This window comes from Sulfurimonas sp. HSL3-7 (assembly GCF_039645985.1).
Taxonomy (GTDB): Bacteria; Campylobacterota; Campylobacteria; order Campylobacterales; family Sulfurimonadaceae; genus Sulfonitrofixus; species Sulfonitrofixus jiaomeiensis.
This window is the reverse complement of the sequence record NZ_CP147919.1, coordinates 395356-417712: the sequence shown is the minus strand read 5'-3', so window position 1 is coordinate 417712 and position 22357 is coordinate 395356. Positions and strand designations below refer to the sequence as shown.

At 49.3% G+C, this 22357-nt stretch carries 22 protein-coding genes; 6 read left to right on the top strand and 16 right to left on the bottom strand.

The genetic code is table 11. The annotated features are described in order from the left end of the window. Positions 1–4: 4 nt before the first annotated feature. Positions 5–385 carry a hypothetical protein gene (locus WCY20_RS02100; RefSeq protein ID WP_345976616.1) on the top strand — a complete coding sequence of 127 codons (381 nt, stop codon included), beginning with the start codon at positions 5–7 and terminating at the stop codon, positions 383–385. Here WCY20_RS02100 and WCY20_RS02095 read toward each other — a convergent pair. From WCY20_RS02095 to WCY20_RS02080, 4 genes are all read right to left on the bottom strand, one after another. Continuing rightward, positions 382–537 carry a hypothetical protein gene (locus WCY20_RS02095; RefSeq protein WP_345976615.1) on the bottom strand — a complete coding sequence of 52 codons (156 nt, stop codon included), beginning with the start codon at positions 535–537 and terminating at the stop codon, positions 382–384. The genes WCY20_RS02100 and WCY20_RS02095 overlap by 4 nt on opposite strands. After that, the gene (locus tag WCY20_RS02090; protein ID WP_345976614.1) at positions 537–1394 is read right to left on the bottom strand and encodes an ARMT1-like domain-containing protein; all 858 of its coding nucleotides are present in this window, start codon (positions 1392–1394) and stop codon (positions 537–539) included. Before WCY20_RS02090 ends, WCY20_RS02095 begins: the two co-directional genes overlap by 1 nt. Positions 1395–1465: 71 nt before the next feature. Next, entirely contained in the window at positions 1466–1963 is a 498-nt protein-coding gene (purE, locus tag WCY20_RS02085) for a 5-(carboxyamino)imidazole ribonucleotide mutase (RefSeq protein ID WP_345976613.1), read from the bottom strand. Between the two features lie 95 nt (positions 1964–2058). Further along, complete coding sequence (locus WCY20_RS02080; protein WP_345976612.1) at positions 2059–3360, bottom strand: peptidase U32 family protein; 1302 nt, start codon at positions 3358–3360, stop codon at positions 2059–2061. Between the two features lie 120 nt (positions 3361–3480). Here WCY20_RS02080 and WCY20_RS02075 point away from each other — a divergent pair, with 120 nt between their 5' ends. From WCY20_RS02075 to WCY20_RS02065, 3 genes are all read left to right on the top strand, one after another. Next, positions 3481–4260 (top strand): histidinol-phosphatase, encoded by a 780-nt coding sequence (locus WCY20_RS02075; protein WP_345976611.1) that lies wholly within the window; start codon positions 3481–3483, stop codon positions 4258–4260. Between the two features lie 146 nt (positions 4261–4406). Further along, on the top strand, positions 4407–5837 hold the full coding sequence (gene glnA, locus WCY20_RS02070) for a type I glutamate--ammonia ligase (protein WP_345976610.1): 1431 nt from the start codon (positions 4407–4409) through the stop codon (positions 5835–5837). A 242-nt stretch (positions 5838–6079) separates the two neighbouring features. Next, positions 6080–7030, top strand: a complete 951-nt coding sequence (locus WCY20_RS02065) for a HAMP domain-containing sensor histidine kinase (protein WP_345976609.1) — start codon at positions 6080–6082, stop codon at positions 7028–7030. 9 nt (positions 7031–7039) lie between these two features. Here WCY20_RS02065 and WCY20_RS02060 read toward each other — a convergent pair whose 3' ends face one another. Then, complete coding sequence (locus WCY20_RS02060; protein ID WP_345976608.1) at positions 7040–7738, bottom strand: pirin family protein; 699 nt, start codon at positions 7736–7738, stop codon at positions 7040–7042. Continuing rightward, positions 7735–8253, bottom strand: a complete 519-nt coding sequence (locus WCY20_RS02055) for a nitroreductase family protein (protein ID WP_345976607.1) — start codon at positions 8251–8253, stop codon at positions 7735–7737. The genes WCY20_RS02060 and WCY20_RS02055 overlap by 4 nt, the downstream gene beginning before the upstream one ends. Before the next feature lie 268 nt (positions 8254–8521). On the opposite strand from WCY20_RS02055, the gene leuA reads away from it, so the two are divergent. Further along, positions 8522–10186, top strand: coding sequence for a 2-isopropylmalate synthase (gene leuA / locus WCY20_RS02050; RefSeq protein WP_345978203.1), 1665 nt, complete (start codon positions 8522–8524; stop codon positions 10184–10186). On the opposite strand, the gene WCY20_RS02045 is transcribed toward leuA, so the two are convergent. From WCY20_RS02045 to WCY20_RS02005, 9 genes are all read right to left on the bottom strand, one after another. Further along, the gene (locus tag WCY20_RS02045; RefSeq protein ID WP_345976606.1) at positions 10183–10695 is read right to left on the bottom strand and encodes a hypothetical protein; all 513 of its coding nucleotides are present in this window, start codon (positions 10693–10695) and stop codon (positions 10183–10185) included. The genes leuA and WCY20_RS02045 overlap by 4 nt on opposite strands. 6 nt (positions 10696–10701) lie before the next feature. Continuing rightward, positions 10702–12759 (bottom strand): PBP1A family penicillin-binding protein, encoded by a 2058-nt coding sequence (locus WCY20_RS02040; RefSeq protein ID WP_345976605.1) that lies wholly within the window; start codon positions 12757–12759, stop codon positions 10702–10704. Continuing rightward, positions 12756–13445, bottom strand: coding sequence for an ATP-binding cassette domain-containing protein (locus WCY20_RS02035; protein WP_345976604.1), 690 nt, complete (start codon positions 13443–13445; stop codon positions 12756–12758). Before WCY20_RS02035 ends, WCY20_RS02040 begins: the two co-directional genes overlap by 4 nt. Positions 13446–13464: 19 nt before the next feature. Further along, on the bottom strand, positions 13465–14577 hold the full coding sequence (locus WCY20_RS02030) for a pyridoxal phosphate-dependent aminotransferase family protein (protein ID WP_345976603.1): 1113 nt from the start codon (positions 14575–14577) through the stop codon (positions 13465–13467). 21 nt (positions 14578–14598) lie between these two features. Continuing rightward, a complete protein-coding gene (gene maf, locus WCY20_RS02025; protein ID WP_345978201.1) occupies positions 14599–15165 on the bottom strand; it encodes a septum formation inhibitor Maf in 567 nt (188 codons plus the stop codon). Between the two features lie 370 nt (positions 15166–15535). Next, positions 15536–16072: a hypothetical protein gene (locus WCY20_RS02020; protein ID WP_345976602.1), complete on the bottom strand. Its 537-nt coding sequence runs from the start codon at positions 16070–16072 to the stop codon at positions 15536–15538. A 189-nt stretch (positions 16073–16261) separates the two neighbouring features. After that, complete coding sequence (alaS, locus tag WCY20_RS02015; protein ID WP_345976601.1) at positions 16262–18811, bottom strand: alanine--tRNA ligase; 2550 nt, start codon at positions 18809–18811, stop codon at positions 16262–16264. Between the two features lie 596 nt (positions 18812–19407). Then, positions 19408–20031, bottom strand: coding sequence for a guanylate kinase (gene gmk / locus WCY20_RS02010; RefSeq protein WP_345976600.1), 624 nt, complete (start codon positions 20029–20031; stop codon positions 19408–19410). Continuing rightward, positions 20021–20938, bottom strand: coding sequence for a hypothetical protein (locus tag WCY20_RS02005; protein WP_345976599.1), 918 nt, complete (start codon positions 20936–20938; stop codon positions 20021–20023). Before WCY20_RS02005 ends, gmk begins: the two co-directional genes overlap by 11 nt. A 99-nt stretch (positions 20939–21037) precedes the next feature. Between WCY20_RS02005 and WCY20_RS02000 the strand changes: the two genes are divergently transcribed. After that, a complete protein-coding gene (locus WCY20_RS02000) occupies positions 21038–21502 on the top strand; it encodes a hypothetical protein (RefSeq protein WP_345976598.1) in 465 nt (154 codons plus the stop codon). Positions 21503–21549: 47 nt separating this feature from the next. Here the strand turns inward: WCY20_RS02000 and WCY20_RS01995 are convergent, their stop codons facing one another. Then, positions 21550–22194 carry an ABC transporter ATP-binding protein gene (locus tag WCY20_RS01995; RefSeq protein WP_345976597.1) on the bottom strand — a complete coding sequence of 215 codons (645 nt, stop codon included), beginning with the start codon at positions 22192–22194 and terminating at the stop codon, positions 21550–21552. Positions 22195–22357 lie beyond the last annotated feature (163 nt).

Here is a 22357-nt window from a genome sequence, read left to right as displayed (position 1 = left end):
GATTATGAAATATCTATTGATTTTATCATTCATCACTTCGCTTTTAATCGCCGCCCCTGCCTTTCACGGCAAGCGCACCTTCACGCAGCCTGACGGAACGGTGGTCGAATACCGTGCGCAAGGCGACGAACACCTGCACTGGAACGAGACGGAAAACGGCGACATCCTGCTCTACAGCAAGAAGAACAAGCGCATGGAGTTTGCAGAGATCAAAAACGGTACACTCCAGCCTTCCGGGATTGCTTACTCAAAATCGGAAACCTCGAAAGCCCCGTCGGCAACACCGCGGAAACTCACCAAAGAAGAAATCTCAGAACTGCATAAGAAGAGACGTGACGAACATCTTTCAAAGATGAAGAGCCGCCACGATCACCCGCATCATTAATAGATAAAAGGGATAAACCTTTTTGTCTCTTTCATACTAAACCGTATACGCTTCGCTGCCATCGCGCTCCATGAAGAGAAGATACTTTGTGAGTAGACAACCATCAAACCGATGAGCGAGAACCGGGCGAAAACCAACCCGCGTGAATACATCAGTTCATCTTACAGATGATGTCACCCACATTTTGGCCAAGTGAAGCAGCAACGACATTGCACTTCACCTTTAGAAGATAACAGAGGTTCGGACGCGGCGAAGGCGAAAGGCACTCGTAATTGCCCATCCCTTTAGTGATCACCAGGTCGGCCTCGTCAAAAAGTTTTTGGCTTGCTCCATTGGCCCTCTCGTAAGCAAAACCGGGGGTATTGACCCCGCTGTCGACCAGATGGCAAAGCGTGTCAAAGCCCGCCTCTTTTGCCTCTGCCATCGTCACGTCATTGATGATCGGGTTGCCTCGTACCATGTAGTAGACCTCGAGTTTCGGGTAGAGCTGCTGCAGGGTCTCGATGCAGAGGTAGTCAAAGATATGTTCGCCGACATTGTCGCCGATATAGAGGAGCGTCGAAGCCTTTTCAAACGCCTTGGCGAGCTGATCGACGTCGTCGTGGGCGAAGTTGGTCTCGAAGATCTTTTCCATCTCTTCGTGCAGGTCGAAGGTCACCTCAGCGGCCAGATCGATCACATTGCCCGCCACCGCGATCTTGATCGCCGTCAAAAGCTTGTCCGATGATGCCTCGATCACCTGATGAAGCTGAGGCAGAAAGGTCCTGGCTTTTTCAGTCGCGTGCGCTTTCAGTTCGCCGTAGAGGTCCTCCATACCGGCCATTTGGGCCATCTGTTCATAGACATCGGAAGCAACTTCCGGGGGCGACTGCGTAAAATCGAAGTGCTTGCCCAACGCTTCGACGCGGGCAAGCATGCGTCTGCTCAAGGCATCATCGGCTCTAATCGCTTCAGTGACACGGCGGCTCTGATTAAGGATGCATTCAACACAGGCATTTTCGATCTTCATGGTCTGGCTCCGGGATTATTTGAGTGGGGGAGAGGTCTGCCTGCAGACTGAGCCGCTGGCAGAAGGGGGTTTTACTTGATGATCGTCTCGATCTCCATAGAGTCCATCTCGACTTTTTTCGCTTTGGCGATACGGTCCTCTTTCAGCTTCACCGAAAGATCCTCATCGTTGAGTGCCAGGATCTGCATCGCAAGGTAGGCCGAGTTGATCGCGCCCGCTTTGCCGATCGCGACCGTCGCAACCGGCATGCCTGCAGGCATCTGTACTGTCGAAAGAAGGGCATCGATGCCGCTCAGTGCCGAAGCGCTCATCGGTACACCGATGATCGGTTTGACCGTTTTGGACGCAAGTACGCCTGCCAGATGCGCCGCCATACCGGCTGCCGCGATAAAGACCTGCGCCCCTTTTTTCTCAGCTGCTGCGACATACTCTTTCGTACGTTCCGGAGAACGGTGTGCCGAAGAGATGATAAGTTCGTGGTGAACACCAAACGCTTCCAATGTGTCTGCACACGACTTCATGATCTCATAATCACTTTTACTTCCGATGATGATTGAAACGAATTTCATTGTTGTCCTTATGGGCAAACTTGACCTGCCGCTGTTTTTTATGCCGAGATTATACTCTAACTTCTTTTTCAGCTTCTTTTAACCCTGTCTCTTTTTTAGACTTTCGGGATCTGCGTCATCTCTTCCGTCGCCGGAATACGCAGGAAAGAATACGGCGGCAGCTGGATCGGCAGTCTGATCGGATTGACGTTGCCGCTGTGGACCGACTCCCACTCTTTGCCGTTTTCCGCAATCAGCTTTTTAAAAGTTATGTAGTAAGTATCACCCTCTTTGGTCACATTTCCGATCTCATTGTCGACCTCTTCGATCTTGGCATCGAACGGCGCCATGATCTCCACCTTGTCCCCCGGATAGGTCTTGTATTTGCAGAGGAAATGGTTCCCCTCTTCCGTCACCATACCGCTGACCTGGTGGGTTCCCATCTGCATGGTAAAGTCCAAACTCTGCGTGTCATGCTTTTCAAAAGGACGGTTAATGAGATAGGCATCGGTAAAACCGCGGTTCTGCATGGAGTTGAGCTCATGCTGATAACGCTCCGGATGGTAATCGTCGGCATAATAGTCATCAATCGCCATACGGTAGGCCTTCGCTGTCGTTGCCGCATAATAGGCGGTCTTTGTACGCCCTTCAATCTTGACCGAGTCCACCGCGCCCGAATCGAGGATCTCTTTCATATGTGAGGCCAGGTTCAGGTCTTTGGAGTTCATGATGTAGGTGCCGACCCCCGGGTCCTCTTCAAGGCGGAAGAGTGTTCCCGTTTCAGGATTTGCGGCATACATCTCATACGGAAAGCGGCAGTCGTTGGCACAGGAGCCGCGGTTAGGCACACGCCCGCTTTGGAGTGTCGAGATCAGACAGCGGCCGCTGTAGGCAAAACACATCGAACCGTGGACAAAGACCTCCAGTTCAAGATCCGGCAGCTCTTTTTTGATCTCGGTCAGATCGCGGAGCGAGATCTCCCTGGCCGCAATGATCCGCTTGGCCCCCATGTCGTGATAGATCTGGGCATCAAGCACGTTCATCACGTTCGCCTGCGTCGAGAGGTGTTTGGGGATATGCGGTGCGATCTCCTGGGAGAGCTTCAAGACACCCGGCGTTGCTACGATGATTGCATCGGGTTCGAGCTCCGCCATCTTCTCTATATGTTTTTTGAGCAGGTTCAGCTGCGAATTGAAAGGGAAACCGTTAATGGTTGCATAGACCTTCTTGCCGCGTTCATGGGCATAATCGATCCCCTCCTTAAAATCATCCATGGTAAATTCTTTACCCGAACGAATTCGCAGAGAGAAGTGACTCACCCCGCCGTAAACGGCGTCAGCCCCGTAATCAAGAGCGATTTTAAGTTTTTCCAGGTTCCCTGCAGGTGAGAGAAGTTCGACTTTTTTAGTTTTAGACATTTTCCATCTTTAGAAGTGCTTTTTATTAAATTAATATTGTAATTTTAGCGCAATGCTGAACAAAGATGATTTAAAGAGTTAATCTATATTATAATTACGGCATTAGTTTATGGAGAAGACATGAAAATCGATCTGCACAGCCACACCACACTTTGCAATCACGCCGAAGGCAGCGTTGATGAGTATGTTGAAAAAGCGATCGAATACGGTATCGATATCATAGGTTTCTCCGACCATGCACCGATGGATTTCGATCCCGGCTACCGTATGAGCTTCGAAGAGATGGCACTCTATAAGAAGTGGGTCATCGATGCAAAGCAGAAGTATGCCGACAAGATCGAGGTCCTCTTCGGCTATGAGGTGGACTACCTGCCGGGCCACATGGATGAACGCGTCTTAAAGGCGGATGTCGACTTCCTGATCGGATCGGTGCACTTCATCAACGAGTGGGGATTCGACAACCCCGAGTTTATCGGCCGTTATGAGAATGAAGACATCGATCAGATCTGGCAGAAATATTTCGACCTTGTCGAAGAGATGGCAAAGACCGGGCTTTTCGATATCGCCGGCCATATCGATCTTATCAAGGTCTTTAAGTTTATGCCGAAAAAAGATATTTTAGAGATGGCAATGCCCGCTTTAAAAGCGATCAAAGCGGCGGACATGGTCCTCGAGCTCAATGTCGCAGGCTACCGTAAACCCTGCGCCGAGCCCTACCCTTCCCCGTCGATATTGCAGGCGGCCTTCGACCTTGGCATCAAGATCACCTTCGGTTCGGATGCCCACAACCCGGAGCAGGTAGGGCTTTACCGTCAGGAGGTGGAAGCCCTGGCCCGTTCGATAGGCTACAAAGAGTGTGCTGTTTTCAGAGACCGTGAACGGACCATGTACCCATTTTGATGCTCTGAGAACATCTCTCTTCGTTTACGGGGTCGGATTACATATCGAAACACCACTGCAACTGGTTATTTTTTAAGCAACGCCTACAGTAAAGTGTCAAATTAATTGGGTTATACTTCTAGCAATATTTACCTCAGGAGACAGAAATGGGAAAATTCGTAAATAACGTAGAAGAGTTTTTTTCTTATTGTGAAGAAAATGATGTTCAATTTGTAGACCTTCGTTTTACAGATATCAAAGGGGCATGGCACCACCTTACTTACCGCATGAGTGCAGTTACCACAGAGATACTTGAAAACGGTTTTCCGTTTGACGGTTCATCAGTCGATGCATGGCAGCCGATCAACAAATCAGACATGCTTTTAAAAGCGGATGTCCCGACAGCGTTCCTTGATCCATTTACTGCAGATCCGACCATTATCCTCATCTGTGATGTTTACGATATCTATAAAGGCGAGCTGTATGAGAAATGCCCTCGTTCTATTGCTAAAAAAGCACTTGCCCATGCTGACAGCATCGGTATTGCTGATGCCGCCTATTTCGGTCCGGAAAATGAATTCTTTATCTTCGATGATGTCAAATTTGTTGATAACATCAATGAAGCAGGCTACAAAATCGATACCGAAGAGGGTGCATGGAACTCTTCTACCGACTATAAAGATATGTACAACACAGGGCACCGTCCTGGTACAAAAGGCGGTTACTTCCCGGTCCAGCCTACTGACTCCATGGTCGATCTTCGTGCCGAGATGATGCTGATTCTTGAGCAGGTCGGTCTTGAAGTCGTACTTGGTCACCACGAAGTGGCACAGGGTCAAGGCGAGATCGGTGTTGTCTTCTCTGACATCATCGGTGCAGCCGACAATGTTCAAAAATACAAATATGTCGTCAAAATGATCGCGCACCTGAACGGTAAAACAGCGACCTTCATGCCTAAACCTCTTTACGGTGATAACGGTAACGGTATGCACGTACACCAGTCACTTTGGAAAGACGGCAAAAACCTTTTCTATTCTGAAGGCAACTACGGCAACCTAAGCGAGATGGCGATCAACTACATCGGCGGTATCTTCAAACATGCAAGAGCGGTTGCGGCGTTTACAAACCCGACAACAAACTCTTACAAACGTCTGCTTCCAGGTTTTGAAGCGCCGAGCATCCTGACTTACTCGTCTCAAAACCGTTCAGCTTCATGCCGTATTCCTTACGGTGCCGGCGAAAAAGCGACACGCGTCGAGATGCGTTTCCCAGACAGCTCTTCTTGTCCATACCTTGCATTTGCCGCAATGATGATGGCAGGTCTTGACGGTATCAAAAACAGAGACATCCCGGTCGGTCCGATGGATGAAGACCTTTTCGAACTTTCTCTTGATGAGATCCGTGAAAAAGGTATTCCTCAAATGCCGCACACCCTACGCGGTTCACTTGAGTCTCTGATCCGTGACAACGACTTCCTTAAGCCGGTCTTTACAGATCACTTCATCGAAGAGTATCAGCACTACCGATTTGAGCGTGATGTATGGCCAGATGAAGGCCGTCCGACTGCTTACGAGTTTAAAACAACCTATCAGTGCTAGAAGCACTTTAATTCCCATACCGGTCAAAGAAGCTGTTGCTTCTTTGGCAACACTGACCTTTTCCTTTTCACATAACCATATCTTCCCTACTTTCTGCAGCCTTTTAATTTTTTTGTCAATAGGTAAACGTCGCACACAATATCTTTAAAATATGCCCATTATCAGGGGTGTTTTATAAAAAGCATGATATAACATTGGCTAATAAATTGACGCTTAGAACCAGATTTTAGGGATGATGCACGGTGACAAAAGAGAAGACCAGAGAACTGCTTAATACTGTTATTGAACTTAGCAGAAACGCCCATCCCGATATTCATCAAAAAGTCCTGCTTCTCTCCAAACAGTATATGCAGGATCTCCGTTTTCGTACGATGCTGGTCGACCAGAACACTCGTTACAATGAAAAACTCCAGCGTCAGGAAAAAGAGCTCACACGCTATAAATATGAACTGACCAACCTCGTCAAACAGGAGACAGAAGCCCACCTGAGAAACGAAAAGATACTCCAGCAGCAGGCCAAGATGGCAGCGATGGGTGAGATGATGGATGCCGTCGCCCACCAGTGGAAACAGCCGCTGAACGCCTTGAGCATGTACACACAGCTGTTAGAGAGTGATTTTGACGACGGCCTCGTTGACAGTGCCTATATCCATACGCTTGCCCATGATGTCGACGAGCAGATCGAACATATGATCTCGACATTAACGGAGTTCCGCACCTTCTTCCGTCCCGACAAAGAACCGGAGCCCTTCGGCCTTAAACGCTGTATCCAGACGGTCATGCTCCTGATGAAAGACGAACTTATGCGCAATCTGATCGAAGTCCATATCGAAAGCGAAAAAGAGATCATTATCACCGGCATCGAAAACGAGTTCAAACACCTTATCTTAAACATCATCACAAACGCACGCGATGCCTTTGTCGAGCGCGAGCGGAAGCAGCGTGCTATCTTTATCCGCTTTCATCAGCAAAACGGTAATGTCATCTTGAAAATCGAAGACAATGCCGGCGGTATCCCCGAAGAGATCATCAAAGACATCTTCAAACCAAACTTTACCTCAAAAGAAGAAGGTACAGGCATCGGCCTCTACATGAGCGCCCAGATCGCACAGAAGATGAGCGGGCAGCTCTATGTTGCCAACACCGAGCGCGGGGCGGAGTTCACCCTGGAAGTACAGCCTTTTCCTAACTAAAAAACCTGTTTACTCCGTGCGCATCTCCACGAGAAGCAGATGCAGATCCGTGATCGCTTCAACCACAACCGATTCGCCTTCCACCTCCGCCGCATCACCCGGCGCGAACACAGTGCCGTTTATAGTGCCGCTGCCTTCCATCACTTTCAGATAAAGCCGGCGTCCCTTTTGCAACGCAAAGGGGAGCCTTTGACCCGCATCGATCTCGCTGACATACATATTGGCATCCTGATAGATGTGGATTGCTGCTTCGCTCTCTTCCGGTCCGGCCAGATGCAGCCACCTGTTGTGACGCGCATTTTTATCAAATACTTTGGAGCCGTATTGCGGTTCCAGCCCTTTTTCGGCAGGGATTATCCATGTCTGGATCAGATGCACCGCCTCACCGCCCTCATTCGTCTCCGAATGCATCACCCCGGTGCCGGCACTCATATACTGAACCCCGCCGCGGCCCAGGCTCTCTTTGTTGCCCATACTGTCTTTATGGGTCAACGCACCGCGTAGCACATAGCTGATGATCTCCATATTTTCGTGCGGATGGGTACCAAAACCCTTGCCGGCCTCGATAATATCATCGTTCATAACACGCAACGGCCCATAGTGTATATTATCGGGATTGCGGTATTCGGCAAACGAAAAGTGGAAACGGCTTTTCAGCCATCCATGGTCTGCAAAATAGAGCGACGCAAACGGAATATGCCTTATCATACGGATCTCCTGTCTATAATAATATCATCCAGCGCTTTACGCGGCGTCATCGTATGGGCTTCATCACGATAGCCCAGAGCGACAGCCGCATGGGGCTGAAGTTCTTTGAGTTCAAAAAGCTCGACCGCTTTTTCTGCCTTAAACCCGCCCATAGGATGAGCATAGATATCTCGTCGTAACGCTTCGAGAATCAGATACCCCATCGCCGTACCGCAATCATAGGCATGCCAACGATTGGGTTTTTGATTGCGTGAAAATTGCGGACGCGAACAGATAAGAATAATCTCTGCTGCATTTTTGGCCCACGAAGCATTGGCTTCAGACAGAACAGAGAGCATCTCTTCTTTTGTTCCCAGCACAAATACCCAGGGCTGTTCGTTAAAACATGAAGGTGCGCTCGAAGCAGCCTCGATAAGTGCTTTTAGATCATAATCTTCGATCGCTTTTTGTTTGAACTTTTTAGGAGAAAAACGCTTTAAGAATTGTTCATCGATGGTAAACTGGCTTGTTCGCATATTTTTTCCTGTCGCAAATAGCACTATTATAGGAGGGCTATCGTTAGTCGACACTTATGTTATCTATTTAATCCATGATAAAGAGATGAAACCGGCAGGAGAGGCAGTGATGATAATGAAACGTAAAAAAAGATATTTTCTCTTAAAAAGGTCTTCATTTTTTTCTTCGTTGTCACTCTTTTTGTTCGTTTATACCTCTATTTGCTATAATTGCGCCACTGATTACCTCTTAGCAGGATGGTAGTTGGAATTCAAGTAAACAGGATTCATTATGACTATGAATACAAACGGAAAATATCGTCCGTACCCACAGGTAGATTTGCCAGACAGACAATGGCCCTCTAACACCATTACCAAAGCACCGATCTGGTGTAGTGTAGACCTTCGTGACGGGAACCAGGCTCTTGTCACACCTATGAACCTTGATCAAAAACTTGAACTCTTTAACCTCCTGCTGAAACTCGGATTTAAGCATATCGAAGTCGGTTTCCCGTCCGCTTCTCAGGTCGAATTTGACTTTCTGCGCAAGCTGGTCGAAGACAACCTTATCCCTGATGATGTCACCATCCAGGTACTTGTTCAGGCGCGGGAGCATCTTATTGCCAGAACGTTTGAAGCGCTCGAGGGTGTCAAATCAGCGATTGTGCACCTCTACAATTCAACATCTATTGCACAGCGCAAGATCGTTTTTCAAAAAGAGCAACAGGAGATCATCGAACTGGCTCTGGCCGGTGTCGACATGGTTAAAAAGTACGAGGCGAATCATACGGGCAAGATCGCGCTGGAGTATTCACCGGAATCCTTTACCGGCACCGAGCTGGAATTTGCAGCCGAGATCTGTAATGCCGTTACCGCGCGCTGGGGTATAGGCGCTGAGCGCAAAGTCATCATCAACCTGCCGGCAACGGTGGAGATGGCGACACCGAATGTCTATGCGGACCAGATAGAGTGGATGAGCCGTCATTTGGACAACCGTGAACATGTCCTGATCTCGACGCACACCCACAATGACCGCGGAACGTCGGTGGCGGCAACCGAACTGGCGCTTTTGGCCGGGGCGGACCGTGTCGAGGGGACACTGCTCTCCAACGGCGAGCGTACCGGTAACGTCGACATCATCACCCTTGCATTGAACATGTACACACAGGGGATCGAGACGGGGCTGGATTTCAGCGATATCAATACCGTGATCGACGTCGTTGAACGCTGTACCGCTATCGAGACCCATGTGCGCCACCCTTATGTCGGTGAGTTGGTCTATACCGCCTTCTCGGGTTCGCACCAGGATGCCATCAATAAAGGGCTGGCCTACCAGCGTATCAAAGAGGACGCCTTCTGGGAAGTGCCGTACCTTCCGATCGATCCGGAAGATGTGGGCCGCAGCTACGAAAGTATCATACGTATCAACTCCCAGTCGGGCAAAGGCGGGGTCGCTTATATTCTGGAGGACAGTTTCGGTTACCAGCTGCCGAAGAAGATGCATCCTGAAATAGGAAAGATCGTACAAGAGGTGACGGACAGAGAGGCAAGAGAGCTCGGCAATGACGAGATCTTAGCTATCTTCGAACGTACCTATTTCGGACCGCCGTCACACCTGAAATTTGTGTCACGTTCGGCATCGACAAAAGAGGAATCCGTCTGGTGCAGGCTCAACTACGTCTATAACGGCAAGGAGATCGAGGCGGAGAGCGAAGGCAACGGTCCTATTGATGCCTGCCGTAAAGCGCTGTTAAAAGACTATCCTAATGAGTTTATCATCCGCTCCTACTCGGAGCACTCATTGGGCGCAGAGTCATCGGCATTGGCTGTCGCCTATATCGAGATCGAAACAAAAGAGGGGCAATCGTTTTTCGGTGTCGGAAAAGACAATGATATTACATTGGCTACGATCAAAGCGCTCTTCAGTGCACTTAACCGCGCTTTTAACGCCTAAAAACTAAACCCTATTACGGCTTCGGGGTAGCCCGAGGTCTTGTCACTCACATTATCACGGCCGAAATAGACCTCCTGTACCCAACCAAAACCACCATACCCGTTTTCAAAGAGAATGGCCAAGCCGAAACGTCCCCCTGCACTGCTGTAGTCGTCATATGCTTTGTCAGCGATATGGGTATAACGGCAGAACCCTCCCAGATAAGGACGGAGGGTGCTTTCTGTTGGCATATAATAGGTCACGGGGAGCGTGGCCTGATGGATCACAGGCGTACCGCCGAACCATCCTCTGTATCCCAGCCCAACAGAGAGGCCGTCTGCAACAAAATAGTCACCGCTCACACCCGCAATAATATAGTTTTCCACCGCCGTGCCGCTCAGGGTGCCGCCGCTGTAACTTACGCTGCCGGAGCCTACCGTAACACCGATGCTTCGGCTACCGGCAACAAAGGAATCGGCAAAGACGAGTGAACTCATAAGTGCGAATGTACAGACTACCTTCTTCATCATAGAGTCCTAAAAAAGCAGCTCTTCGTCTGCTTCAGCTTTGACCTCGGTACGAGGCGGCTTGGAGATATCGGTAAAGTACTCCTTCTTTTTGCCCTCTACCGTCACCTCGATCACATCATCAGGCTTTTCAAACTTTCGCGGCATCTGCGGGTAGATCTTTACCAGCTCTTTGTAAAAATAGCTGAATGAAGGGGCCGCCGTCCAGCCCCCCTGTTCTCTTTTCCACAACGGCGAGTTGTCATCATTGCCGAACCAGACGATGGTTTCGATCGAAGGCGAATACCCCACAAACCAGGTATCGATCGAATCATTGGTCGTTCCGGTTTTGCCGGCAAGTTCTATGCCTGCTGCACGGGCCCGATACCCGGTACCGCTCTGAACGACTTCGCGTAAAATTGTCGTCATTAAAAAGGCCTGTCTCTCTTCGGTCACACGTTTAACGACCTGAGCCGGATGTTCCCAGAGCACTTCGTGCTGTCTCTCAACACTCTGGATCAGACGCAGATCACTCAATTGGCCGCCGTTGGCAAAGGAGGTGTAATATTTTGCGAACGTCTCCGGTGTCAGGGTGATACTTCCAAGGGACAGGGAGAGGTCGCTCGGAAGGTCCTGGATGCCGTACTGCTGTCTCAACTTGCTCTTTATCGTATTGATACCGATATCGGTCACCAGGTTAATCGTCGCAAGATTGCGCGAATGCACCAAAGCTTCGCGCAGTGTGATCAACCCTTTGAAGTTGTTCTCATAGTTCTTAGGCTTCCACTTTTTCGTCTCATTGCTCTCATCTTCGCTCTGCGTCTCATAGTCATAAGTCCGGGAGATATCGATCAGCTTCGTTGCGCCCGAATACCCAAAGTCGAGCGCCACCTGGTAGAGAAACGGTTTGAATGCGGAACCCGGCTGACGGTAGGCCATTGTCGCCCGGTTGAAAGGGCTCTTTTGATAATCAACGCCGCCGACCAAAGCACGGATCTCACCGAGCTTCGGATCAACAGAGATGATGGCACCGTTAAACTTTGTAAGATTCTGGTCTTCGTAATCCTCGCCGTATTTCTCGACACGGATCTTCGCCTGCTCGTAGCCGTAAACGATCGCCTCCTGCGCCGCTTTCTGCATCTTCAGGTCGATCGTCGTATAGACCTCGTAACCGCCTGTTTTAAAATCAGGGAACTGCTCTTTCAAACGGCGTACCACCTCGTCTACGACATAAGGCGCTTTGTTCTGGGTCAAGGTCTCATCGTAAACGACAGGCTTCTCTTTGAGCGCTTTTTCATAACTTTCATCATCGATCCATGCCAGATCATGCAGACGTTCGATCACACGGTTGGCACGCCCTAAAGAGATGTCGTAGTTTTTGGTCGGTGCATAATAGCTTGGTGCCTTTGGCAGTCCGACGAGAATAGCCATCTCTTTCAGTGTCAGATCTTTGAGCTCTTTGTGAAAATAACCGTCAGCTGCCGTTTTGATCCCGTAATAGTTATGCCCAAGATAGATCTCATTGAAATAGCGTTCGAGTATCTCGACCTTGCTCAGTTCGGACTCGATCTTATAGGAGAGGATGAGCTCTTTTAGCTTTCTGGAGATCTTCTTTTCGCGTGTCAGTAACGTGTTTTTCACCAGCTGCTGTGTCAGCGTGCTGGCCCCCTCAACCATCGCCATCGCTTTGATATCTTTGATGATCGCACGGAATATCGCATCATAGTTAATGCCGCCGTGCTCAAAAAACGAGGTATCTTCTATCGCTAAAAGTGCCTCGACCATTCGCGGCGGGATCTCGTCGAAAGGGGCGAAAAAACGGTGTTTTCCTTCAAATACATTCGCGATCTTATCGCCGTTGACATCATAGATACATGATGAGATCTTCGGTTGATAATTGACAAGTTTGCTGGTGTCATACGTCAGGTTGAGCGCGATAGAGCCGACAAAAACGATCGGTCCGAAGATCACGAGCAGTAGCGACGCCGCAATGATGATTTTTTTAAGACCCGACTTTTTCACAGGTGTCTCGTCCTGAATGCCGCTCTCTTTTTTTCGTTTTTTTTCTAATATTTCTTCGATATTCATTCTCTAAATTTCCTGTTTGCAAAACTTGCTTCAATTAATGTTTTTGTATAGGGGTTTGAAGGGTCTTGGAGCACACTCTCCATCAACCCGCTCTCTTGTACTCGACCCTCTTTTATGACACAGATCTCATCGCACAGTGCGGAGGCGGAGTGCATGTCGTGCGTGACAAAAAGAATCTTGAACCCCTGGCGTTCCTGCAAATGCTTGAGCAGTTCGATGATCACCTCTCTCGTCTTAGGGTCAAGCGCTGTTGTCGGTTCGTCCAACATCAAAAGTCTTGGCTCTGCACTCAACGCAATGGCGATAATCACCCTCTGCAGCTGCCCGCCGGAGAGTTCAGGGGGAAAACGCTCAAGCAGTGCAAGATCCAGATCGACACTCTTGCACAACGCTTTCATCTTACGCTCATCGACAAAGAACTGATCTTTGATCTTTGTCAGCGGCGAAAGTGCCGTGAACGGGTTTTGCGGGACAAAAGCAATTGTTTTTCCGCGTTCAAGTGCGAAATCGGCCTCAAAATCCAAATACAGGGCCATCTGTGAAGGCAACATCCCAAGCAGTGCTTTAAGCGTCAGACTTTTGCCGCTGCCGCTTTGGCCCACAAGCGCAAGTGAATGCTTAACCGTAAATCCGATATCAACTAAGTCGCTCTCGTTCAGAGAGACCCGGAGTTTTTTGATCTTCATGACACCCTTCGCCGCTGCCCTAAATAGCAGATATTTTATCCAAACTCCGGTTAATCCTCTCACACTTGTCGCGAAAGCTCTCTTCGTCGAGTCCGAGGCGCGCTATAAAACGGATGATCGCTACAGGCACGGTCGGCTGACGGATGGCACCGACCAGGATATTCTGTTCCAGCAGCTCTTTTTGGATCGCCATTACTTTGCGGTTATCGCCCACCAAGATCGGAACGATCAACCCTTCGACCGTAATACCGAAGATCTCCTTGACGATCTCCTGACGGCGGTTTATAGCAGCTTTCAACTCTTCGGAATTTTCCTGAAGATAGCGCAGGGCGTAGTGGCCCAAAAGGGTGTCGAAAAGCGAGGGTGCGGTCGCATAGATGATCGGTTTCGCACGGTTGATCAGAAAATCGATGATATGCGAAGAGGCCAGGATGTAGGCGCCGAAACTGCCGTACGCCTTGCCAAGCGTTCCCATCTTGATGTAGTTCTCTTTGACCGGTATCTTGTAGTGGTCGAGTATCCCCATCAGATGGTCACCGATCACACCGGAACTGTGGGCTTCATCCAGTATCAGAAGGGCCCCGTAGCTGTCGGCAAGCTCGATGATCTCGCGCGGCACCAGGTCGCCGTCCATCGAATAGATCCCCTCAACAGCGATGATCTTACGTTTGGCGTTGGATTTTTTTAACAGCGCCTCTAAAGCGGCGGCGTCGTTGTGCGCGAAATAGTGCAGTTCGCCGTCGATCAGTTTCGATGCCAGCACCCCTGACGCATGATACTTCTCATCCATAAAAAGAGCATCGCCTTTGCGCACCAGGGTCTCGATCATGGCGATATTGGCATTGAATCCCGAACCGAGTATGACCCCCTCTTCGAAACCGTTTGCCTCGCATAAAGCACGTTCAAAATCCTGATGCACCCTGCTGTAGCCGTTCACCAGCATCGATGCTTTCGAGGCGTGCGATTCCAGGGACTGCAGTTCATCCACGGCGGCCTGCAGTATCTCTCTGTTATGGGCCAGTCCGAGATAATCATTGGAGGCCATATCGATAACGTTCTCATCAAAGATACGGCGTTCACGGTAGCGACCCGCACGTTTCAATGCTGAGAGCTCTTTTTCATAAAAGTTCATCTTAGTATTGTACTCTCTGTCTCAGCGTAAAGTGATAAAGGTCTTCAACACCTCGACACTCAGCCCCATTGCGCAGGATTCATACCCTTTGACCTCTCTGATGTAGGGCTTGCAGAACCCCTCGACCATGCAGCCGCCGGCTTTTCCCTTCCACTCGCCCGAGTGCAGGTACGCTTCAAGTTCATCCGTATCAAAGGTATCGAAGAGATAGTCTGTCGAAGAGATGTCCAGCAGCTCCAGTTTTTCACTTTTGTAGATCATGCACGTGACGATCGAAGTGACACTGCCGCTTTGTGTCTGCAGGATCTCCCTTGCCTCCTCCAGAGAGTTCGCTTTGCGGAGGATCCTGTCCTGTGAAGTGACGACCGTGTCGGAGACCAGAAGCGGCATATCACGGTAGTCATAGCTTTTTTTGGCGGCTTCGAACTTTCCCAGAGTGGCCTGATAGACAAAGTTTTTGGGCGAGTCTGCGATGATCTGTTCCTCATCAAAATCGACAGGAGACTGCACAAAACTTATACCTGCATTACGTAATATACTGGCTCTGCTTTCCGATTGTGAACAGAGTCGAATTTGAAGAGAGTCCATTTTTGCTACTTTATCCACTAAAATCCTCCATTTAGGAGGATTTCTTGACGCGGCATATCATCAAAATCGACGGGAGACTGCACAAAACTTATACCTGCATTACGTAATATACTGGCTCTGCTTTCCGATTGTGAACAGAGTCGAATTTGAAGAGAGTCCATTTTTGCTACTTTATCCACTAAAATCCTCCATTTAGGAGGATTTCTTGACGCGGCATATCATCAAAATCGACAGGAGACTGCACAAAACTTATGCCTGCATCACGCAGGATCTTGGCACGGCTTTCAGATTGGGAACAGAGACGGAGTTTAGAAGAGTTCATAGTCTCCCTTTTACAAAGGTTCTGAAACGGCTTTCAGAAATAAGTTTTTTATGTATGCGAATACCTGAGTACCACGCCCATATAGATAGCGACAAGGCCGAGAAGAATGTTCAAAGGAACAAGGTATTTGCCTATCATTCCCAGCATCTCTTTTGCAGCAGGCATATCACCCAAAGCAAGGAATTTTTTGGCTTTTACAAGTCGCCACACCATGTAGCCGTAGTTCATCGCCATCACCATCCAGATCGCCTCTTTGACATGGACCAGCTGATATACGCCGTAGGCCACTTCATCGATGATATTGCTGTTCGCATCGACAGCTGCTGCTCTGAAACCCCAGCCGACTGCCATCAAGACAGCGGTCGCGATAAGTATCGCAATAAACGGTGCGACGATCGCAAAAAGATTGCCCAGCGCCTGAGCTGTGCGCGGAAGCCGCTGTACAGGCTCTAGTTCCTGGAACGAATAGTGTGCCGCAAAACGCATCGCGATCATACCGCCTACCCAGATGACAGCACTGATCACATGCAAAAATACGGTGATCTCTATATTATTCCAGAAAAACTCGACCATTATATCTTTCATAAAAAATCCTTGTTACGGACATGAACGTAATTCCATGACCTGCGTTGACACTAGGTCCACTTACGATGCGGCATTTTACGATTCGTCATTTAGTGACTCTCTGTATTGTGCTGTCGGCACTTAAGTGCCGCACATGCACTGCATTGTTAATGCTTGTCAGCAGTGGGCTCACATCATTAATAACTCTGATTAGGAGAGGGCCTCTTTGACAAAGTCAAGTGCTGCCGCTTTCGCTTCCGGCAGTTTGGACGCGTCCTTGCCGCCCGCCTGTGCGAAGTCGGGACGCCCGCCGCCGCCGCCGCCGAGGATCGGTGCGATCTTCTTGATCCAGTCGCCGGCTTTGGCATTTGCCTCTTTGACACCCGCCGCGATGATGACCTTGTCGCCTTTGACCTGAAACAGCATGGCGGCAACACTGTCGTGCTTGTTTTTAAGTTCATCGATACGCGTCTTCACATCGCCGCTTTTGAGCTCTTCGATATAGACGGCAACACCGTTGATCTCTTCGGCTTTGAGCTCCTCTTTCGAGGCGTTCAGCGCGTCCTGAACTTCCTCTCTTAGCGTTTTGACCTGTTCTTTGAGTTTCGTCACTCCGGTCACAACGTCACGGTTTTTCACCTCTTCGGCCACCGTATTCAACGTATGACGCTGCTCTTTGAAAAGGTTATACGCCGCATTGCCGCACACCGCCTCGATACGGCGCACACCGGCGCTCACACCGCTCTCTTTGGTGATGATGAAAGTACCGATCGACGACGTATTCGTAACATGGGTCCCGCCGCAAAGCTCGACCGAGGCATCGCCGAAACTGACGACACGCACTTTGTCACCGTACTTTTCGCCGAACTGTGCTTTGGCACCCGAGTTCTTCGCCTCTTCGATATCCATCTCTTTTGTCACACGCTCGATACCGCGCAGGATCTGGTGGTTGACCTGCTCTTCAACCGCCGCGATCTCTTCCGTACTCATCGCCTTGGGGTGTGAGAAGTCAAAACGCAGGCGCGCTGCATCATTGCTCGAACCCGCCTGCGAGATGTGATCACCCAGGACATCATACAGCGCGGCATGAAGGAGGTGCGTCGCCGAGTGGTGCTTTTCGACTTCCAGACGCGAGATATCGACAATTCCGGTCACCGCTTCACCTGTTTTGAGAAGGGCCGTTGTCTCGACTTCGGAGAGGTTCAGGTCAAAAAACTTTCGGGTATCGACAACCTTGGCAAATCCTGCCAATTCGCCCCTGTCACCGATCTGCCCGCCGCTTTCGGCATAAAAAGGCGTGTTATCCAGAAGGACCCACCCTTTATGACGCGAGTGCAGCTCATCGACGATCTTGAAATCTTCACTCAAAAGGGCAAGTACTTTTGACGTACCTTCACGCTTTTCATAACCGGAGAAGCTGTTCTTGCCGAACTTCTCGAGCAACGTTTTAAAGTCGCCTTCGATGGCCGCGTCCCCGCTCCCTTTCCATGCCGCTTTGGCACGTGAGCGCTGTTCGCTCATCAGACGTTCAAAGGTCTCGCTGTCAAGCTTCAGTCCTTTCTCTTTGAGCATATCTTCCGTCAGGTCAAGCGGGAAACCGAAGGTGTCGTAGAGCTTGAAGGCGACCTCGCCGCTGAAGACATCTTTGGTATGGGCCAGTTCCGCATTAAACAGCTCGATCCCCGAAGCGATCGTCTTGAAAAAACGCTCTTCTTCAAGCTCAATCTGTGTCTTGACAGCCTCGGCTTTTGTCTCAAGGTAAGGGTATATCTCTTTCATCTGTTCAACAAGGGTGTCGACCAGCTTGTACATAAAGGCTTCATTCAAACCGAGCAGATACCCGTGTCGAACAGCACGGCGGAGGATACGGCGAAGGACATAACCGCGCCCCTCATTCGAGAAGTTGACATCCTGCGAAAGCAGGAAGACCGCCGTTCTGATGTGATCGGCGATAACACGAAACGAAGCACCGCTCTTGTAGACATACTCTTTGCCGGTAAGTTCAGCGACTTTGTTGATGATCGGCATAAAGAGAGAAGTATCATAGTTGCTTAGTGCGCCCTCTTTGACAGCAACCACACGTTCAAGACCCATACCGGTGTCGATTGACGGTTTCGGAAGCGGTGTCAATGTACCGTCTTTTGCGCGCTCGTACTGCATAAAGACGAGGTTCCAGATCTCCAGGAAACGGTCACCTTCGCCGCCCATATAGTCCTCAGGGCCGCTGAAGTTCTCTGCACCCTGATCAAAGAAGATCTCGGAACACGGACCGCACGGACCGGTATCCCCCATCTGCCAGAAGTTGTCTTTGTCACCCAGACGCATGATGCGATCGGCTGCGACATACTTTTTCCAGATCTCTTCGGCTTCATCATCGCTCTCATGCACCGTTACCCAAAGCTTCTCAACCGGCAGTTCAAGGACCTCCGTGATAAACTCCCAGGCATAGGCGATCGCCTCTTCTTTGAAATAATCACCGAATGAGAAGTTACCCAACATCTCGAAAAAGGTGTGGTGACGTGCCGTATGGCCGACATTCTCAAGGTCGTTATGCTTACCGCCGGCACGCAGACATGTCTGGCAGGACGTGACACGAGGGTTTTCCGGAGCGGGGATCTCACCGGTGAAGATCGATTTAAAAGGCACCATACCTGCATTATTAAATAACAGCGTCGCGTCATCAGGGACTAATGGAGCACTCGCTGCACGGCTATGCCCTTTTGATTCAAAATATTCTAAAAATGCTTTTCTAACATCCATTGTTCTGTCTTTTCTAAGCCGCTCAGGACCCTTAGTTTAATACGCGATTATAGCGAAGCGGATGTTAATATTTTGTAAAGGGTAAAAAGTTTGCCTTCGGCAAGGTGAAGAGTGAAGGGTGAAGGGAAATAGTAAGGGGGTTGCCTTCGGCAAAGTGAAGGGAAAGAGCCCATCGGCTTCGCCTCATTTTAGGTAACATTGAACTTTCCATACTATCCATGATCTCTTGGAAGTTTATATTTTATGCGTCATGACACTGATTCCGGCAGAAGTGCCGGAATGCCACCGGATGAAAGGTCAAAGTTCCAGCAATGACTTCTGGCCGGAGGGTATAGCTCTTCTTTCTTTTCGTTAGGTTTCTTTCTTGAGCTAGCAAGAAAGAAATGTAACATACTAGCTATTGAAAAATATTCAAAAAAGATGATTGAGAAAAGAAGAAAGGATTATAAAAGATGGTGATACCCAAAGAGGCAGATCCAGCTTGACTTGTAAAGTCTTGGATTCCGAAGAAACATCGCTTCGCGAACGGTACCCTTCTTCTCACTGGAACGTCAGCAAGCTGAGCGTTTCACTCGTTTTAGTGCAATGTGCGGCGCTCAGGCCTCGTTTTCCCACTCCAGAATAAATTCATTGATAGCGATACTCGGGATCTTCATCCGGGCAGCTTTGGCAATATTGACCAGCACCTTTGCCGCTTCATCCAGATCGTCATTGATCACCAGGTAGTCGTACTCACAAATGCGCTGTACCTCGCGTTTCGCCATTTCGATACGTTTGTCTATGATCTCCTGGGCATCCGTACCCCGGGCGGTCAGGCGGTGTTCAAGTTCCCTGAGTGTCGGCGTGGTTACGAAGACCGAAGTGGTGATATCCGCCAGACGTTTCTGCACGGCGTCATGTCCTTGGACATCGATATCGAAGAGGACCAGTTTGCCCTCTTTGAGCGCTTTTTTTACAGGTTTGATCGACGTGCCGTAATAGTTGCCGTGTACGACAGCATACTCCAGAAAGTTCTCTTTTTCAATATCGCTTTCGAACTGCTCTTTGCTCACAAAATGATAATGCACGCCGTCGATCTCGCCTTCGCGCATGGGACGCGTTGTCGTCGATATAGAGAAGTAAAAGGCGCCGATCTCATCTTCGATTTTTTTGATCAGCGAACTTTTGCCGGCGCCGCTTGGGCCCGACAAGACAAGGATTGCGCCTGCATCATGATTCATTATCTTCTCCGAATGTAAGGTTGATCGTTATTGTGCCCCGCAGCGATTTTGAGAGCTGCGGGTTTTCCAGCGCTTTAAGAAGGGTTCGAAGCGTTTCGATAGACTCTTGATTTTGATGCTTCGAGGGGCTTTTTGTCTTCGGTTCTTCCCAGGCGAGATCGTCTGCCGGAAGATCATCAAATTGCAGCAGCAGTTCATCATCCAACCCCCGCGCAAGATCTGCTTCACTTAGATTGCGCAGTGCCGCTTCAAGTTCCTGGTCTATATCGCCCGCCTCTTCTCTCGTATCGAAGGTATCTTCGGCCATATTTTCCTCATCAGGCCGTTCTTCCCCCAGGACATCCAAAATAGCCTTGACTGCCGAGACCTCCTCGTCTGAAAAGATGTTTTCGAGGACCTCTTCCTCGCTTGCTTCATCCGCATTGATCTCTTCAAAAGGCTCTTCGTCGATCTTCTCAAAGCGCTGAACGCGTTCTAGCGCATCCTGTTCCGCTTCGTCTTCACCGCCGAAAATATCATCTTTGCTGATAAACGGCTCTTCAAAATCATCAAAGATGATTTCGCGTGACGCCTCTTCATGCTCTTTTTCAACGGATGTGCCGATCTGATGGAGCATCAGAAGCAGTTCAGTCGGTAAAAACGGTTTGTAGAGATGTTTCTCAAAAAGATCGGTATCTTCGCTCTCGCGTGTCGTGATAATGAGCGAATGCGCGTAAATGATTTTGTCGTTCAGACGTTCAAGAAAGTCTCGGCTGAACAGGTTCCCGTCCAGGATGAGCAGATCGTAACTCCCCTCTCTGATCTCGTCTATTGATGTTGCCGTGTCGAGTCGGTCTCCTGTCTTTTGGGTACTGAGCTTCACCAGTTTTGTGACAATAGCATCATTATTGACAAGAAGAATATTCATCGAGAAAAAGACCTTTACGTTTAATGGTATCATTGTAACAAAAGATAACTTCAAAAGATGATGAAAATGCCGCCGCTATTTGCACTGATATACAGTCTGATGTTTCTCACAATCACCCTGAATGCCAATGAATACTATCTTCTGCCTGAGCACAAAAGCGACCTTTTGCATACGCTCAAACAGAAGATAGCTCGGGCCCGAACCATTACGTTTATCTGCAGTGAACTGGAGAGCCAACCCCTTGCCCAAAGCATCGAGAAAGCCCTTCTGAAAGGTTCTGAGTTTCATCTCATTACGACAAGTCTTGAAAGTGCCGCCTACTATGCCAAATACAAAAACACCCTTGTCAAGGTGCCTCGTTCCGAAGGCATAAACGAGGCGTTTTCGCTCAATATGCTGATCATTGACAGAAGTGATATCTGTTTCTCCACGCTCGCGTTCAGTGAAGCGCTTTTAAAACGTCACATCGGCAGTGTGATCTGTACAACGGATGAGGAGGATATTGCTTTTGGAGAAAGGGTTGAAAAGAGTTTCGTAGAACGTTTTGAGGCGTACGAACAATAGAGGGCATCTCTCTGACGCTATCCAGGATTTTGGAGATGCCCTTAACGCTATTTGATCTTTTCAAGCACTCTGTTGTGAAGGCGGTAGACCTTGTCACAGCGGTTTGCAAATGCTTCGTTATGGGTCACGAGAACCAGGGCGGCTCTGTTTGCCGAAACATACTCTTCAAAAAGCTCCATCACCTCCAAAGAGGTGGCATTGTCAAGGTTCCCCGTCGGTTCATCAGCAAAGATGATACGCGGCTTTTTCGTCAGCACTCTCGCGATGGAGACACGCTGCTGCTGTCCCCCGGAAAGTTCGGTCACCTTCTGCTGTATGACCTCTTGCAGACCAAGACGCGTCAACAGGCCCTGATCAATAGCTTCGCCGGAAAGGATGGATGAGACTTCAAGATTTTCGTAGGCGCTGAATCCTTTAAACAGGTAATGGGATTGAAAAACCAACCCGAGATCATCCCGGCGCAGAGCGACCAGAGCCCTGTTTTTGAGGCTGTATATCTCTTTTCCGAAAAGCCGCACTTCCCCTTCGTTCGGTTCAAGCAGACTCGATAAAATGTGCAGCAGTGTCGATTTTCCGCTTCCGCTGGCACCGACTATTGCCATCGTCTCACCCTCTTCAAGGCTCAAATCGACATTGTCAAACAGAGGGTAGTCAAAACGATGGGCAAGTGCATGGGCATCAAGTATTTTCATAAGAGATATTATAAGAGCAATTGGGTTAGTTTTGGGTTAGTAACGGCTTGTTTTTAGTAGGTATGGGTAAAAGGGTGTAGACGGGATGCTTAAAACAGAACTGCCTAAGCTCCAGACGGAGGGATTCCGCCTGGAAGAGCGAAATGAACCCCGGGATCAACCC

Bases quoted from the DNA above. Each gene is read 5' to 3' on its own strand.
- WCY20_RS02100 (WP_345976616.1), top strand. From the start codon at position 5: ATGAAATATCTATTGATTTTATCATTCATCACTTCGCTTTTAATCGCC.
- WCY20_RS02095 (WP_345976615.1), bottom strand. From the start codon at position 537: ATGTATTCACGCGGGTTGGTTTTCGCCCGGTTCTCGCTCATCGGTTTG.
- WCY20_RS02090 (WP_345976614.1), bottom strand. From the start codon at position 1,394: ATGAAGATCGAAAATGCCTGTGTTGAATGCATCCTTAATCAGAGCCGC.
- purE (WP_345976613.1), bottom strand. From the start codon at position 1,963: ATGAAATTCGTTTCAATCATCATCGGAAGTAAAAGTGATTATGAGATC.
- WCY20_RS02080 (WP_345976612.1), bottom strand. From the start codon at position 3,360: ATGTCTAAAACTAAAAAAGTCGAACTTCTCTCACCTGCAGGGAACCTG.
- WCY20_RS02075 (WP_345976611.1), top strand. From the start codon at position 3,481: ATGAAAATCGATCTGCACAGCCACACCACACTTTGCAATCACGCCGAA.
- glnA (WP_345976610.1), top strand. From the start codon at position 4,407: ATGGGAAAATTCGTAAATAACGTAGAAGAGTTTTTTTCTTATTGTGAA.
- WCY20_RS02060 (WP_345976608.1), bottom strand. From the start codon at position 7,738: ATGATAAGGCATATTCCGTTTGCGTCGCTCTATTTTGCAGACCATGGA.
- WCY20_RS02055 (WP_345976607.1), bottom strand. From the start codon at position 8,253: ATGCGAACAAGCCAGTTTACCATCGATGAACAATTCTTAAAGCGTTTT.
- WCY20_RS02045 (WP_345976606.1), bottom strand. From the start codon at position 10,695: ATGATGAAGAAGGTAGTCTGTACATTCGCACTTATGAGTTCACTCGTC.
- WCY20_RS02040 (WP_345976605.1), bottom strand. From the start codon at position 12,759: ATGAATATCGAAGAAATATTAGAAAAAAAACGAAAAAAAGAGAGCGGC.
- WCY20_RS02035 (WP_345976604.1), bottom strand. From the start codon at position 13,445: ATGAAGATCAAAAAACTCCGGGTCTCTCTGAACGAGAGCGACTTAGTT.
- WCY20_RS02030 (WP_345976603.1), bottom strand. From the start codon at position 14,577: ATGAACTTTTATGAAAAAGAGCTCTCAGCATTGAAACGTGCGGGTCGC.
- maf (WP_345978201.1), bottom strand. From the start codon at position 15,165: ATGGACTCTCTTCAAATTCGACTCTGTTCACAATCGGAAAGCAGAGCC.
- WCY20_RS02020 (WP_345976602.1), bottom strand. From the start codon at position 16,072: ATGAAAGATATAATGGTCGAGTTTTTCTGGAATAATATAGAGATCACC.
- alaS (WP_345976601.1), bottom strand. From the start codon at position 18,811: ATGGATGTTAGAAAAGCATTTTTAGAATATTTTGAATCAAAAGGGCAT.
- gmk (WP_345976600.1), bottom strand. From the start codon at position 20,031: ATGAATCATGATGCAGGCGCAATCCTTGTCTTGTCGGGCCCAAGCGGC.
- WCY20_RS02005 (WP_345976599.1), bottom strand. From the start codon at position 20,938: ATGAATATTCTTCTTGTCAATAATGATGCTATTGTCACAAAACTGGTG.
- WCY20_RS02000 (WP_345976598.1), top strand. From the start codon at position 21,038: ATGTTTCTCACAATCACCCTGAATGCCAATGAATACTATCTTCTGCCT.
- WCY20_RS01995 (WP_345976597.1), bottom strand. From the start codon at position 22,194: ATGAAAATACTTGATGCCCATGCACTTGCCCATCGTTTTGACTACCCT.